At 63.4% G+C, this 14,941-nt stretch carries 11 protein-coding genes and 2 pseudogenes; 5 read left to right on the top strand and 8 right to left on the bottom strand.

Annotated features, from left to right (window positions below):
- Positions 1 to 416: 416 nt before the first annotated feature.
- The 3 genes from H4W80_RS63755 to H4W80_RS24780 all read right to left on the bottom strand — a co-directional run bounded on the left by H4W80_RS63755 (position 417) and on the right by H4W80_RS24780 (position 2,214).
- The gene (locus H4W80_RS63755) at positions 417 to 812 is read right to left on the bottom strand and encodes a tyrosine-type recombinase/integrase (RefSeq protein ID WP_337960013.1); all 396 of its coding nucleotides are present in this window, start codon (positions 810 to 812) and stop codon (positions 417 to 419) included.
- A gap of 72 nt (positions 813 to 884) precedes the next feature.
- Entirely contained in the window at positions 885 to 1,985 is a 1,101-nt protein-coding gene (locus H4W80_RS24785; RefSeq protein WP_318787040.1) for a tyrosine-type recombinase/integrase, read from the bottom strand.
- A complete protein-coding gene (locus H4W80_RS24780) occupies positions 1,978 to 2,214 on the bottom strand; it encodes a helix-turn-helix domain-containing protein (RefSeq protein WP_192787288.1) in 237 nt (78 codons plus the stop codon). Before H4W80_RS24780 ends, H4W80_RS24785 begins: the two co-directional genes overlap by 8 nt.
- An 83-nt stretch (positions 2,215 to 2,297) precedes the next feature.
- Between H4W80_RS24780 and H4W80_RS62835 the strand changes: the two genes are divergently transcribed.
- The 4 genes from H4W80_RS62835 to H4W80_RS63750 all read left to right on the top strand — a co-directional run bounded on the left by H4W80_RS62835 (position 2,298) and on the right by H4W80_RS63750 (position 8,755).
- The gene (locus H4W80_RS62835; RefSeq protein WP_264086000.1) at positions 2,298 to 2,432 is read left to right on the top strand and encodes a hypothetical protein; all 135 of its coding nucleotides are present in this window, start codon (positions 2,298 to 2,300) and stop codon (positions 2,430 to 2,432) included.
- Between the two features lie 952 nt (positions 2,433 to 3,384).
- The gene (locus H4W80_RS24775; RefSeq protein ID WP_192787287.1) at positions 3,385 to 3,930 is read left to right on the top strand and encodes a hypothetical protein; all 546 of its coding nucleotides are present in this window, start codon (positions 3,385 to 3,387) and stop codon (positions 3,928 to 3,930) included.
- Positions 3,931 to 4,220: 290 nt separating this feature from the next.
- On the top strand, positions 4,221 to 4,349 hold the full coding sequence (locus H4W80_RS62830; RefSeq protein ID WP_264085999.1) for a hypothetical protein: 129 nt from the start codon (positions 4,221 to 4,223) through the stop codon (positions 4,347 to 4,349).
- The gene (locus H4W80_RS63750) at positions 4,346 to 8,755 is read left to right on the top strand and encodes a protein NO VEIN domain-containing protein (RefSeq protein WP_192787286.1); all 4,410 of its coding nucleotides are present in this window, start codon (positions 4,346 to 4,348) and stop codon (positions 8,753 to 8,755) included. The genes H4W80_RS62830 and H4W80_RS63750 overlap by 4 nt, the downstream gene beginning before the upstream one ends.
- 2 nt (positions 8,756 to 8,757) lie before the next feature.
- Here the strand turns inward: H4W80_RS63750 and H4W80_RS24765 are convergent, their stop codons facing one another.
- The 5 genes and pseudogenes from H4W80_RS24765 to H4W80_RS24750 form a co-directional block, all read right to left on the bottom strand.
- Positions 8,758 to 9,495, bottom strand: a complete 738-nt coding sequence (locus tag H4W80_RS24765) for a RecB family exonuclease (protein ID WP_264086133.1) — start codon at positions 9,493 to 9,495, stop codon at positions 8,758 to 8,760.
- On the bottom strand, positions 9,492 to 9,860 hold the full coding sequence (locus tag H4W80_RS61040; protein WP_225963645.1) for a hypothetical protein: 369 nt from the start codon (positions 9,858 to 9,860) through the stop codon (positions 9,492 to 9,494). The genes H4W80_RS24765 and H4W80_RS61040 overlap by 4 nt, the downstream gene beginning before the upstream one ends.
- 19 nt (positions 9,861 to 9,879) lie before the next feature.
- Positions 9,880 to 10,068: pseudogene (locus H4W80_RS24760) on the bottom strand (IS5/IS1182 family transposase); the annotation flags it as partial.
- Between the two features lie 22 nt (positions 10,069 to 10,090).
- Positions 10,091 to 11,899, bottom strand: coding sequence for an IS1182 family transposase (locus tag H4W80_RS24755; protein WP_318787039.1), 1,809 nt, complete (start codon positions 11,897 to 11,899; stop codon positions 10,091 to 10,093).
- Positions 11,900 to 11,931: 32 nt separating this feature from the next.
- Positions 11,932 to 12,513 (bottom strand): annotated as a pseudogene (locus H4W80_RS24750) (transposase family protein); the annotation flags it as partial.
- A 420-nt stretch (positions 12,514 to 12,933) separates the two neighbouring features.
- Between H4W80_RS24750 and H4W80_RS24745 the strand changes: the two are divergent.
- On the top strand, positions 12,934 to 14,940 hold the full coding sequence (locus H4W80_RS24745) for an ATP-binding protein (RefSeq protein ID WP_192787283.1): 2,007 nt from the start codon (positions 12,934 to 12,936) through the stop codon (positions 14,938 to 14,940).
- Position 14,941: the final 1 nt, after the last annotated feature.

Here is a 14,941-nt window from a genome sequence, read left to right as displayed (position 1 = left end):
GGCCAGGACCCTACGCAGTGAAGCCCTCCTCATGCCCGCCAGCGTGGCATACCAACGAGAACAAGATCCGGAATATGCGCGGAATGGTCAGCATCGAGAGCACCCCAGCCAACCGGCCAAGAAGCAGATCAGCCACCATGTGAGGCACCAAAGAGGTGTTCCACTTCTAATCCGACGGTCGCAGGTTCGAATCCTGCAGGGCGCGCTTTGATCATGGTCTGACCTGCGGTTATGCGGGATCGGATGCGTTCTAGAATTTTCGTCTAGCGGTTGCGTGCTCCGTACGTGCTCGCGCGCACCAACCCCGCACACACCATGATCAACATCAGCGTTCCGGCGCTACCTCGGCAAAGGAAACGGCCCCGTGATCGCCGTGCAAGCGCGGCGATCACGGGGCCGGTTCCTGATGTAGCCGGTCAGGCCCGCAGCGGGATCACCTCTCCCGGCTCCTCCCGGTCCTCCTCCTCGGCGAGCAGCAGTGCTGCGGTCTTCTCCGCGGCCGCCATCGCCACCTCGGGGAAGACCGAGGTGTAGGTGTCGGCCGTGAAGGAACTGGAGGTGTGCCCCAGCGTCTCCTGCACGACCTTCATCTCTACCCCGGCGGCCAGCATCAGCGAGGCGGCGCCGTGGCGGAGATCATGGAGGCGGACGGGTGGCAGGCCGGCGAGGTAGGCCAGCCACAGGAACTGGTCGGTGACATGCTGCGGATGCAGCCGATCCCCATCCGATTGGGTGAAGACGAACCCGGTGTCCTTCCACGCCTCGCCAGTGGCCAGCCGTTCCTGGAGCTGCCGCTGCCGGTGGGCACGCAGCGTTGTGGCGGTTTCGGCGTCCAGGGCGATGGTGCGTACCGAGGCGTCGGTCTTGGGCGTGCCTTCGTGGACCTACCCGGCCAGCTGGACCAGTTGCCAGTTGATCGTGATGGTGTGGGCGTCGAGGTTGACCTCCTTCCAGCGCAGCCCGCACGCCTCTCCCCGGCGCAGCCCGCGCAGGGCGATCAGCCGGTACAGGGCGAAGAGGCGGTGCCGCTGGGCCTCTTCCAGGAACAGCCGGGTCTGAGCCGGCGTCCAGACCATCACCCGGGAAGGCCGGGGCGTGCTGGTGTAGGCGTCGATCGGATCCCCCCGCCGCCCGCCCCGGCACTGCTTCTGTGCACGCAGGCGCTCATGGAAGGCGGTCTGCCAGTCGTGGACCCGGTCGTCGGTCCACACCAACGCTTTGGGCCGGGCCTTGGCCGGCAACTCCAGCACGGCGGCGGGATTGAAGTCGAGTAGCCGGTCTTGCCGGATGGCCATGTTCAGGGCGTGTCGCAGGGTGGCGCGGATGCTGTGCATGGTGGCAATGCTGACCGGCCGCCGATACTTGACGCCGGCCCGCACGCTCGGGTCCGGGCTGGCGCGGCGTTCGGCGATGGTGTCGTTGAACTCTTCGATCTGCTCGAACATCACCGCGATGTCGCTGACCTTGAGCCGATCCAACGCCAGCTGGCCGAGGTAGGGGGCCAGGTAGAGGCGGATGTGGCCTTCGTACGAACGCCGTGTACTCTCCTCGATCTTCCGCTTGCGTTGGAGAAACTCCTCCAGCCACTGCTCGATGGTGATCTCCTGGGTCAGGTCCAGCCCGGTTTTGATCTTGCGGCGGACCGTCTCCAGGTTGGGCAGCGTCTTGGTCTCGGCCAGCGTGCGCTTGATCAGGTCGGCGATCTGAGTGCGGGTGGCGGGCTCGCGCGGACCGGCCAACGACAAGAGGGCGCGTACCTGGGCGAGTTCGGCTTCGGCGTCGTCTTGGCTGGTGAAGCCGCCGCGGCGGAGCGGGCCGCGGCGCTTGCCGTCGGGGGTGGGTGGCAGTTCGATCTGGTAGTGCCAGATGCCGTGCCGGTGGTTCCAGCCGCCGCTGGGGCGGCGCAGCTTGGGGCATTTCTGCCCGAGTTCCTTGCCGTTATCGTCGCGCCAGGAGCAGCGTTTGAACGTGCTGCCTTCAGCCATCGGTTGTCCTGTCCTCCTCGATGAGGGTGTGATCGCCGAGCAGCGCGAGCAGGGCGGCGGTGGGCACCAGGTATCTCTTGCCGACGTGGATGATCCGGCAGGGGAACTGGCCGTCCCTGGCGAGCTGGTAGGCCGTGGTGCGTCCCAATCCGAGCGCCCGTCCCGCGGTGACCACGTCGACCACAGCCGGCAGTTGCTGGATCTCGGCCAACGTCAGCGCACGCCTCATCGCCGGCCTCCAGGCCGAGAAGGACGCGCGACTGCCGTGAGCCCGCCCGGCACGAGCACGGACGGGGCGGCGCAGGTGATCGGGTGAGCGTTATGCTCACCATCGCCCACCGCCCCGAGGGCGGTGCCGGGCACGACGTATCGACGCCCACCTCGGCGGCGGCACTCAAGCCCGATTCGATCGTCGCTACGAGAGCCACGGATCGCACGGCGCTGTGAGGCGCCGTGACGATGATGAGCAGCCCGTCGGGGGTGCCAGCGTGGATCGGGAGATTGTGTGCTCGGGGATGGTTGCGCACGGCGGATAGGCGAATACAAGCCCCATCTGGTGGCCGACCCTGACCTGAGGTGCTCAGCAGACTCTTGATCGCGTTGAGGCAGCCCAGGTGAGCCGCTCGGCGGCGCATGCCAGGGCCTGTTCTGGCTGAGGGCGTTGGGCCTGAGGGGCGTGGTGAATGACGGACTTCGAAGAGTGATGTGGCTGGGTCGTGTCATGGTGATGTGGCCCGATCATCCGAGCCACCTGGTCCCTGTCACTCTTTAAATACCTGCCTCCGGGCGCGAATCCGGACACGAGTGCAGGTAAAGAACAGACAAGGTCGTGCTCCGTAACCCGGTATATCTTTCCGGTAGGCCGCTGCTGTCCGCGCACTCCGCCAGAGCCCGAGACTACGGTCTCTGATTCGCCGGAGCCTGGTGGTGGCTCACAACCAACGATCACCTCATAGATCGGGGCGGGTTGAGCGTTCGACTCGCAGGCGTCCTTGACTCTAACAAGAGGGCTCGCTTTAGGAGAGCGAGGGCTAATCCTTGTCCTTAACTGTCTTGAGCTGGGCAAATAACCTACGCTGCGTGTGAGTCCTAAAAGATCATCCCGTGCATGTCCCTGTTCGTCGCGAGCCAGACGCCTATGGCGAACGCGCGGCGGTGCCCGCTCGGCATACAGTTCTTGAGGAACGGTGAGGATGCCATACCTGACTGCCGCTTGGAAGCTGATGGAACGGCCCCCGTACGGATCGAGATGGAGATCTTAGTGCTGAAGTGCAACGGTGGGACCTGTTGCGAAGCTGCGGAGACATCCGCAAGGCCGCTGGCTTTGACCCGGCAGGCGCGCGGGGAGAAAAGCCAGTAGCCGCCAACTGCACAGCTTGCAGTGCGTAAAGTGTCGCAGGTGAGCACTCCCCAGGGCCTTCTGGCAGGACTGACTGCGTACCGGTCCGCACGCAAGCAGCTTCTGGACGTCCTTGGACTCCCAGATTCTTGCCGTGATCCTCTGGCTGAGTTCGCGGAACGCTTCGTCGCCGCGCTTACCGGCGGCGCGCTCGCGACCAGTCGCGTCCAGGCCAAATGGGACATTCTTCAGCCCAATGGCAACCTCCTCCAGGTCCGTTACCTGGCCAACCCAGCAGACAGATGGGTGAATGAACACCTCGTACAGACCATCCCCGGCGTGGATCGGTACGCCCTCGTCCTCTTTGAGGACATGCACCCCACCGGTGTCCTCACGTTTCCGCCAGATCTGGCGCCGATCTGCTCCGCGCTGGGCAAACGGCACCCCCGGCAAGGCAAGACCTTGCAGTTCACCCGCCGGAACTGGCTACAGATGCGCGATCACGCCGATGTGTTCACCAGAATCGGCATGCGCATCAGGCTGCCGCCCTATACGGATGGGCAGCTGAACTTTTCAGGAACGGCAGCCCAGCGGACCCCTCGCTGACCGTGAGCGGCTGCCCCAGCAGGACGGCGGTTCGACAGACCTGCGACGGCCTCGACGTCGGAAGCGGCGGCCTACGTCGCCGAGGTGCTGCGCTGCAAGCGTGACCGCGATGGTCTGTAGGAACTGGTGAGCTGGCGCACAGTCATCGAGGCAGGATCGGTAGCGCCTGCGCCCTCCGGCTCTCCGTCGCACTGTGAATAATGGAACACACCGATTACTTCCTGACCACCATCCTGTTTGAGATTGCGGGGAAGCACGCGGTGCGATAAGTGAGCCCATATGCTGGCCGTGTGGGACACTTCGATCTTCGTCGTGAAATGATCCTTGACGCCATTGCAGAGTACGACACGATGGGCTGGGATGCCGACGACCTGTTGATCACCACGCGCGTGCTCGACGAGCAGGTACGCCTGCCGTGAGCGAGCAGAAGCGCCGGACACTTTCCAAGTCGTCCGACTATCTCGACACACTTGCGACGACGCTGCGGGATCTTGGCGGGGCGACGACCATTCCTCATGAGCTCACCCAGAACGCCGATGACGCTGGCAACGCCACCACCATTAGATTCACAGTGACCGAGGACGCGCTCACGGTCTGGAACGATGGCACCTTCACCGACTGTGGAGAGGGCGGCGACAACTGCCCTTGGCCGAAGCGATGTGACCTGCACGCGTTCCGCCGGTTCGCCGGACGGACAAAAGCCGGCGACGCATCTACAACTGGAGCTTTCGGCGTCGGCTTCACCTCGGTGTATCAGATCACGGATGCTCCTGAGCTTCTGTACGGCGATGAGCACTGGATTCTTGACGAAACTGCCCCGGAGGACCAACGCCTCCGATCATGTGACGGGCAATGTGCCAGAGCGCACGTGGGACCAGGAACAACATTTGTTTTGCCGTGGGCACGGGCCGCCAGTCTACTTCGGGCGAAACTCGAAGTCCCGCCGGTAAGTGACGAGACGATCGCGGAACTCGAGATGGCGCTCATCGAGGACGCTCGCGCCACGGTGCTGTTCCTCCAGCACGTGACCAGCATTGAGCTCGATACCACGCGGGGCAGGTTCCGCATCGAGCGCGAAGATGTCGAGGACGGGGTGGTCGTCCACGACGGGGCCTCCAGCACACGATGGCTCACCATCCAGTCAGACTTCCAGACAGATGCTCGCCTGTTGGTGGAACGCGCGGAAGGCCTAATCCCTCAGGAACGATCCACGACGGTCACCATCGCAGTGCCGGTCGATGAGAGCATCAAATCCGGTGTGCTCTACGCGACACTGCCGACCCAAACCCCCAGCGGACTGCCCGCCAACGTCAATGCTACGTTTTTCCCCAGCACTGACCGGAAATCGGTCCGCTTCGAGTCCTCCGGGTATTACTCGGAGTGGAATCGCGCAGCCATCTCCGCAGTCGCACGAGGCATAGCGAAGGAAGCAGGCAGAATCGCCGACCGGCTTGGCGTGCCAGCGTTCTGGGAGTTCCTCGGCGGCATCACTGACCTGAGCCGTGGATCCAGCACCGACCAGCAGAATCACGCTGCGGCGTACCTAAGTGCCTTGCGCCAGGCGGTACCGCGCCTTCCCGTCGTCGACACTATCGGCGGAACACGTGCGCTCCCGAAAGACGTGCTGCTTCCGGCAGGGACAGAGCTCTACGAGTCTGGCCAGGTGCTAGCCAAGATCGGCCTGCCGATGGTCGCCGAGCACCTGCACCGCCGCCTGCACACGAACACCCTGTACACGAATTATGGAATCCGCCCGCTGACCGGTCGGGATGTCGTTGAGCAGCTCAAGTCCAAAGGCATCACCGAAGCGTTCGACTTGTCAGATGGTCCGCTCGACCGCGATGAACTGATCCAGGTTCTCAACACGCTCGAACGCCTACAGGGGAAGGTCGCCAACCTCGATGGCATCGAGGACGTGGCGATCGTTCCTTGCCGCAACGGCACGGTGGCGCTGCCGTCTAAGGTCGTGTGGCCAGCATCGGAGGATGACGGCACGCTGTTCGAGGTCCTGGTCGATGATTTGATGATCGCAGATGTGGAGACGATTGAGACGCACTGCCCAGGGCTCCGAGATGCATGCCCACCCCTGGACGTCGCCTGTGCCGCGCGCATTCTGCACGATGTAGCCGCCGAAGCACTCGGCGTACTTGCTGACAGTCTGCTCGAATGGCTCAACCGCAACCTGGTGGGAATCATCGACTCCACAACTCGTCAGAAGATTGCCGAGCTTCCGATCTTCCCGACGGCCTCCGGGTTTGCGCCCTTAACGAAGTTGTCGCTTCCGAACGACTTCCGCGATCCAATTGGGGTTGCGACCCTGGTAGTCGACACCGCAGCGCGGGACTATCGCAAACTTCTGAGCGAGCTCGGTGCGCGACCGCTCAACATCATCGACTACATTCGCCTTCATGCTCTCCCGGCGGCAGAGGCGGGGCGAATCTCCATTGAGCAGGCAACCGAACTTCTAAAGCTCATTGCCGTTCACCAGGAGGAACTCGCCAGACTCCAGAAGAGCCTTGCATCAGTCGCACTTGTGCCCTGCACCGACGAGCAGCTACATCCCGCGTCCGGGGTACACCTGCCGTCTCGGGACATATCGACGTTGGCACCAGCTCTGCCCGTGGCACTCACCGCCGGCGTAGCTCCCTCTGTCTTGGAGTGGCTCGGTGTACAGAAACTACCCTCCGACCACGCCCTTACCTTGGCGGTCCAAGGGCTTGTTGGCGCAGAGGAAGACCCTGACGCTTCCATCGTCGGAGCGGTGTTGCGGACACTCCAGGCGCGTGATGACCTGCCGGAGAGCCCGCCGGAGCTCCTGACCACGCAACGATGGCTTCCACTCAAGCGCGGCGGACGCGCGAAGCCCAGCGAGGTGCTACCCGCCAACGCCCGCCACTTGTACGGCACTCAGGGCAACGAACTCGGATTGGCCTCGGATGTCCAGAACCACTACTTCACGCAACTGACCTGGCTCGGCATGCCATCGGCTCCGCCGGTCAGGACAGTTGTGGCTCATCTCCAACATTGCGCAACCACCGGAAGCGAGATGAGCGCAGACGTCTACCGGGTGCTGAGCGACAACGCGGATCAACTTGCCGTGAGGCAATTGCGCGGGACACTGTGTGTCCACCTAGGTGGAGGACGCTTTGTTGTGCCCTCCATGGTGTTCTGGCAGCAGCCGCCCTTCGGCAGGTGGGGCACAGCGCTCTCCGAAGACTGGCTCCGGTACAAGCCATTCTTCGATGTCGTCGGCGTGAAGCACGAACCCGGACCGACCGAGATTAAGGCCGTCCTGCGATCGATCCTTCACGAGTACGGAACGGACTGGGTGGACCAGGAGGGCAAGGATGCCATCCACGGCTGCTGGAGCCGGCTGTCTGAACTTCTTGGGCACGCCGAGGCTGGCACCGTTCTTCCGGCGCTGGGGCGCATGCGCTCCGCCCTTGATGCCCGCGGAATCCTGGCGCGGCCGGACGAACTCTTCTTCGAAGACAGCCGAGCGCTTCACAAACGTTTCCCTCAGCTGGCGCACAACGTAATCCCTCGGGTCCATGGCACCTGGTTGGCCCTTGCCGAAGCCGGAGTGCGGCGAGTCGAGGAACTCATCAAGGCCAAGGTGGTCGACGTCGATACCCGGGTCGACACCCAGCTCCCGGCCAGGATCGCCGACCGCATGAGTGCTCTCCGTCGGGTGTTCGATGAGGACCAGCTCCTCGATGAGCTACAAGAACTCACAATCCTGCGCGCACCCCGACTCCAGGTTTCCTACCGTGCCGAGCTCTTCGGCCACCCATATGAGATCGGTCCCGAACCTGCCGATGCGATCTACCTGCCTGACGAGGGCCATCTCGTGTATGCAGACGGGGCGTCGGATCGAGCCCTCGCGCGGGAACTTGCCCGCGCCATCGCGCCCGACGACGATCCCGGTCCATTCGCCATGCGGCTTGAACCGATCTTGAGCGCGACCTCGCCCGAGGATGCACACCGCGCGCTCGATGACTTTGGTATTGCGAAACTTGACACGGCCGAGCACGAGATCGCATGGAGCCCCACGGCAGACGTAGATGATGACGCCATCGGGGCCGAAGACTACGTGTACACCCCGCCAGCGGTTGCCGGTGCCCAGGGCTACGTCGATGGAAGCAGCAACGGTGAAGCCGTGGAGCTAGCCAGAGACAATGCTTCTGACGGCGAGAAGGAACACCGCCGTGGTACGGGCACGGGTGGCGGCGGTGTTAAGGGAACGGGAGAGCGAAGGCGCACGGATGGGGGACCGGATACCCGAACCGGGCGACAGAACCGCCTGCGTACCTACGTCGTGGAGACCGACGAGGACGAGGGCGATCGCGGGACCGTTGGAGACGAGGCTCCAGACCTGTCGCCGATCGACATAGCTGGCGTTGCGCGCGTGTTGGAGTACGAACGCAAATGCGGCCGCAATCCCCGCGAGATGGCGCACAGCAACGCGGGGTTCGATGTCGAGTCGTACGACAGGCGCGGTGAACTCGTGAGGCGGATCGAGATCAAGTCGACAGGCGGTGAGTGGTCCGTCGCCGGCGTCATGCTGTCGCGCCGTCAGCATGGCCAGGCAGTCGAAGATGGAGACTTGTTCTGGCTCTACGTCGTAGAGAACGCGCAAAATGATAATTTCAAGATCTATCGTATCCAGAACCCGGCTGGCCGGATAGATTACTTCGGATTCGACGGCGGCTGGAAAGACGTAGCGGAACCGGATATCGAGCGCGACGAGTCAGGAACCTCGACCGCCCGCTCGACGAGGGGCCTGCTCGATCTATCGCCGGGACACTCACCGGGTACCGGCTAACCTCAACATCCCGTCGCCGCGCGTCGAGCCCGCCTTGCCGTCATTGGCACGTCTCGGCAGAGTTCGGCCACGTCGCACGTGTCGCACTGCCCGCTCCAGACGGACAACCGAGGGAGATTGTTGTCGCGTAGTGAGTCTCCGGCCTCCTTGATCCGTGCCCGCACACCGATGAGCAGCGGATCCTCGACTTCTTCGCGGATCGTCTTTCCCTCCACATCGAGGTTCAGCACCTCGATGAGATCCGCGCGCTCACCTGTCAGCTCTTCATAGCCCACTGCGTAGACGTGGAGCTGATCTCGGGTCACGTCTTCGTCCTGGGCTCGAGCCGTGGACTTGAAGTCGACGATCGCAAGCTCGTGGGTGTCGAGTCTGCGGACGAGATCGATTCGACCGTCGACGATGATTCCCGGCGCCACGTGCACCTGGATCTGCTTCTCGCTGTGCAGCGTCCGCTCGAGGTCAGTCTCATGCTCTCTGAGGTAGCGCTGGACTGCCACGACGGCCGCGCGGTGGAGGGTTGCCTTGAGCTCGGGGTACGCATAGGGAGTGTGGAGATGCCGGGTGACGAGATCCTCAGCCTCGGCCTGGGATGCCAGGTCGCCGTTGATCGCCCGCTTGTGGATCTCGGCGAGTGCGTCGTGGAGGCCCTTCCCATATCCGAGTGCCTCGTGGAGGGGCGGGTTGAACCCATAGAGAAATCGAAGCTTGAACTGGTAAGGGCACTCGAAAAGGTACTTCAGCTCGGAGAACGACAGCGTGACGTTGGGAGTCTCGTGCCGAGCCCGCGGTTCAAGCCGCGGCGCATCTGCTCGGACGCCGGATACAACCCAAGGGAGTGTGCCGGGCAGGTTGGCCAGGCCTTCCAATCCTGCTCGGCGATCACTGCCTGGGCGAGATCGGCGATCAGCGCAAGGGTGACAGACGGTTCATGCTCTTCGTCGGCATGCAGTCCGTGGCTGGAGTATCGCCCTTTATACTCGACGCGCAGGTATCCGTGGTCGTCCCACTCCGGGGTGTCGAAGCCGAGCCGTCCGGCGATACCGGTCGCGTCCATGTCGCGCTGTACGGCGAGCACCGCGTCATCCAGTACCTTGTTAGTGGTCATGTCTTTCATCCTGGTGCTTTCATCCCACTTCGCGGAGCTGAAGCACAAGGATCGCTTTGACGAGCTGACCGGCCAGAAGAGGGCAGCAGCGGAGTTTGCGCAGAATACGCCAGGTCTTCAACTGCGCATTGGGCCGTTCGCCTGGTCCGCGTAGCTTGGCGTGGGCGGCGTTGGCGGCCTTCTGCGAGGCGGGCTTGTTACGGCCTTTGACCCTGCTGGGTAACTCGGGTTCAGACCGCGAGGGTCTGGTCGAGGCGGGCGAGGTGGCTAGTACGAGTGCGGTCGAGTGGGTGGCCGTTCCACCAGGCATCGAGTCGGGTGAGATTGAGGGCAGTAGCTGAGATGACGTGTTCGAGGTGGACCTTGCGGAGTCCGCGATAGCGGGCTCGGCGGATGCCAGTGATGGCGACGGCTTGCCGGATAGTGCCTTCTACTCCGGCGCGGATCTTGTACTTGTGCTGCCAGTCTTGGCTGCTCTGCTGGGTGCGGGCGGCGTCGAGGGCTTGTTGCTGGGCTTGGGTGTGGCGCAGGGTGATCTGGCGTCGGCCGCTGGTGCTGCGGGTGCATGCGGTCCTGGCAGGGCGGGGCGTGCAGGTCTTCGCGGAGAATCTGACCACGATGGTGTCCAGGCCGCGCTGGATGGTCGGAGTCCAGGAGATGCTGGTCTGTCCTTGGGGGCAGGTGGCCTGTTTGGCGGTCCAATCGATGGTGAACGCGGCCCGGCCGTATCCGGTGGCGGCGCGGGCCTGGGGCGAGGAGTCGAACCGCACCGGTGCGACCAAGGCCAGCCCGTAAAGATCACGGGCTGAGACGATCAGCTCGGCCGTAGCGTATCCGGAATCGACATAGTGCTCGGCCGGAAGCAAATCCCGCCGCTGGAGTCCTTGATGGATCGAGGCCGTCATGGCCATGTCCGCGACGGTCGCGTCGGTCGTGGCCACGTTCGTGATCAGGTTCGGTGGCGAGCTCGCGTCGCGGTCCTCGCCGCTTCTGCTGGTGGCGCAGGTTTCGCTGATGTGGACCTTGTAGCCGTTCCAGAACACGTCGGCTTTGGCCGACCAGCGGGTGTCTGGATCGTAGGGCGAGGCCAGCCGGTGTCTGCCGGGCGGCAGTCCCGCTCCACCCTCGCGCAGGGACCGCCGCCGTTCGACCACCTCCCGCCCGCGAGCATCGACGGTCCGGACGAAGTTCTGGATCAACATCACGCGCAACGCCTGCACCGCGGGCAGTTCTCGTAGCCAGGCGGGGGAGAACGGCGCGTAGAGGGCCGCGCAGAGCGCGTACCCGTCAGCGCCGTAGGCCCGCGCGAGCTGCTCCTGCTTGGCCTTGGAGGCCGGCAGCCGCCAGGAGTCGACTCGCGCCCGATACCGATCCGCCCAGTCCGGCACCTCCAGCACCTGTTCCCCCCAGCCGGGCGCGGCTGCGGCGAGGGCTTCCAAGGCGGCCCGCACGCATTCGCCGGCCAGCTCGACCCGGTTCAGGTCCCGCACCGCCGAGATCACATGTGTGGCATCGGTGCGCTGTTTCCCGCCCGCTTTCACCAATCCTCTGGCCTGCAGCGTCTCCAGCAGCAGGTCCAGGACCCGCTCCTCCAGCCCATGGGCGATCACCCTCGACCGGAACTCACTCAGCACACTCGCGTCGAACCCCGGATCGTCCAGCTCCAGTCCCAGCGCGTACTTCCACGACAGATCCGTCCGGACCGCTTCAGCGGCTCGTCGATCGGTCAGGTTCTCCACCCGCTGCAGCACCGTGATCAACGCCAGGCGGCCCGGAGACCATCCCGGCCGCCCCTCCGTCCCGAACGCGGCCACGAACTGCTCATCGGCGAACAACTCACCCAGCTCATCCCGCACCCGAACCGGTAACGGCATCTCCCGCCGCCCCCGATACATCACCTGGATCGCCTCCGCCACCAACGGCGACGGCTCCGGCCACGGACACGGCTGCACAGACACCGAAACACCCCAAACACAGCCGGGATAAGGGAACGACGGCCGCCCTTCATGATCCACCTGACCCAGCAGATCACGAACCACACCACACACGCCGCGAGTTAGCCAGCAGGGTCGCCTTTATACGGCATGCGCACGTGCTCACCAGCGCCGACGCAACCCTTATCGGCCAGAGTAAACAGATCGGCCGCCTTGAGACGGCGCAGGATGCCCCAGATCCGGGCGGCTTTGAGGTCGTGGACGGAGCCGGGCAGGGAACCGGAGGTCCACAAGGGTGTGCCGTCGGGTGTGGCCAGGATCTGGATGTTCATGCCGTGCTTCTTGTGCTTGCCGGAGTAGTAGGGCCGGTCGGCGGCCACGCGGTCGATCGCGATGAGGGTGCCGTCCAGTACCAGTTGGGGGTAGCCGGCGCGCTTGGCTGCACGTAAGACCGCATCCAGGCGGGGCGAGCTGCGGGCGAGCAGGGAGATGGCCTCGCGGACGTAGCGCCAGGCAGTCGCGATGCCGACACCGAAGCCGGCCGCGGCCTCCGCCAGCGTCTCGCCTTTGCGTAGGTGGACGAGGACGAGCAGGGCATGCTGGCCGGGGTTGAGGCGGCGCCATGGCGAGCCGATCATCTTACGGTGCCGGCGCAGGATGCCGGACAGGAAGGACAGGGTCTGAGGTGACAGCGGCAGCGCGGCGCGGTAGAACAGCAACTCGGAGCCTCTGGATAAAGGTTGATCTTGGTCGATAACCCTTCTACCAGGGGCTCCTCTGCTTGTCGATCAAGTCCTCCTGCACGGCATGCCCTCGACCTGCGGTTTCAGGTTGGAAAACACTCATGGTAGGCACGTGCCCTGAACGCCCTGTTACTCCCACTTATCCCGTCCTGTCCGGAAGGAAACCGATACTGCGCCTTACGCCCTAGAGTGCGTCCTCGCGGGGTGAGGCTGCAGGCCCAAAGCATGCAGGCCCAAGGCAACGATTCAAGGACATCTCCAGATAGTCGCCACGCCATCCGACGGCATGGAGGATAATTTCACGTCGGTGTCCTCGCAGTAGCGTCACAACTACCTGAGATAAGGCCGCTGGGTTAAGGCGCCGCGCTGTTGCGTGGCTGACAGAGGAGGCGACGAGTGTCAGGGATCGCGGCGGAGGTTCAGGCAACTATCGAACTCAGGAAGCCGCTGACAGCTCTAGTCAACAAAGGCTGCATGCCAGTCGGTGCCATCTTCCGGCTTGACTACGACTCGGCAGTCGTTCTGACCGACGACTTCAAAAAGCGCGAAGCCGGAGGTGTCCCCCGAGGTGGCTTCCTTCTCGCCGCGGCAGCCGACAACACTGACTGGGGATTCGTACTTGAGGACCAGGAAGTCATCCTGCTTCGCGTGCGCGGGACTTCTCCGCTGCCCAATGAGGCTGAGCTAGTCCAGACGCGACTGGCAGTTGTTCGCGATGCTGGCGCATCGGGGGCCGGATTCGACGACGTTACCGACGTACTCACCCGCAACGAACTGCAGCAGTCCGCGTTTGACTGTGAGGTTCTGGGGACCTTCTACACGTTGACCGATGCCCGTGACGCACAGATCGAATATGGTGCCGACATCGACAACGTAGTGGCCTCAGCCCGTTACCAGGTCTTTCTCCCGTCGACGGACGTGTTGTCGTGGCTTGCATCCTTTCCCGAGCCCGCTGACAAGAGAGATGCTCTCGCGATCGGGACAATTCGGTTTGCCGCCTCACGTCGCAAGGCTGCGATCGCTGGCACTGACAGAGCCGAGGTTCGCATCGATGTCTCCGACTTTATTGGCCGGAAGACAGCCGTTTTTGGTATGACTCGGACTGGCAAGTCGAATACCATCAAGACATTGGTCACGGCTGTTCATCGCTACGGCTCGGAGCATCAGCGTGCCATCGGCCAGCTCATCTTCGACCCACAAGGCGAGTACGCCAACGTAAACAGGCAGGACGGCACCGGCCTTCGACTGCTTGGCGATGACGACAGTACGGTGCGAATCTACAAGGTGGAGCCCGACTCAACCGACAGTCGAGAAAAGCCCCTGCGCATCAACTTCTATGATCGAGAGGTTCTGGATGCGGCATGGAGCCTTGTCAGCCAAGCCACCGCAGCAGTCAACACCAACTATGGCAAGGACTTCCGGTCGGCTGTTCTCTCCGAGCCTGACAGGAACGATCGCAGTGCTCACAGCCGTTGGGGCTGGGCAATGGTCGCATATTTCGGTCTTCTGGCAAAGTGCGGCTTCCAGGGTACGTCCCTGCCGCAGAACCTCGTTATCGTAGCGCCATCCGGCCCAATGGACGCATTTATGGCAGCCCACTCTGGAGCAGTTGCCCAAGCCGGCCGGTCGGGCAGCTACCAGGTAGTTTCTCCAGCTGGCGCGCTTGCACTCGCGGAGTGGGTCGGTGAGCGGCCTGACGACTTTCCCAAGTGGCACGAGAGGCAGAACTGCCACTTCGCCGACATATGGAACGTCTATAAGTACACAGGAGTGACTTCCGCCATTCGTTCCATCCGCGCCTTTCACGGGCCGCAGTCGGCCGGTGATGTCGGCGAGCATTTGTGGGAGGACATGCTTGCTGGCCGCCTCGCGATCGTCGATCTCTCGAGCGGCAACGATCAGGTCGCCAAGGTGATGTCGGAGCGCATTGTTACGCACTTGCTGAACCGAGCGGGCGAGCGGTTTCGCGACGACATCGACCCCGTTGACATGCAGATCATCGTTGAGGAAGCCCACAATCTATTCGAACGCGGCGGACGCGATGTGGCCGATGATCCATGGGTGCGTCTGTCGAAGGAGGCTGCGAAGTATCATATGGGGCTTATCTACGCGACGCAGGAAGTAACCTCGGTCGACAAGCGAATCCTGTCCAACACCTCGAATTGGCTGGTAGCACACCTCAATTCCGACCATGAAGCGCGCGAGTTGGCCCACTACTACGACTTCAAGGTATGGGCTCCCCTAATTATGCGGGCTGAGGACGTCGGCTTTGTACGTATGAAAACCTACTCCGGCAAGTTTATCGTTCCGCTGCAGATTGCGAAGTTTGACCATTCCATGGTCAACGATGCACGAAGGGCAGCAGGCCTCGCATGCGTCGACTTTCAGATTGCAGGCGAGTAGC

Origin of the sequence: Nonomuraea angiospora (assembly GCF_014873145.1) — a bacterium.
Taxonomy (GTDB): Bacteria; Actinomycetota; Actinomycetes; order Streptosporangiales; family Streptosporangiaceae; genus Nonomuraea; species Nonomuraea angiospora.
The sequence above is the reverse complement of the archived record's forward strand: the minus strand, read 5'-3'. Positions and strand labels throughout refer to the sequence as shown.

Coding starts and splice junctions, on each gene's coding strand:
- H4W80_RS61040 (WP_225963645.1), bottom strand. CDS start 9,860: ATGACCACTAACAAGGTACTGGATGACGCGGTGCTCGCCGTACAGCGC.
- H4W80_RS24785 (WP_318787040.1), bottom strand. CDS start 1,985: ATGGCTGAAGGCAGCACGTTCAAACGCTGCTCCTGGCGCGACGATAAC.
- H4W80_RS24780 (WP_192787288.1), bottom strand. CDS start 2,214: ATGAGGCGTGCGCTGACGTTGGCCGAGATCCAGCAACTGCCGGCTGTG.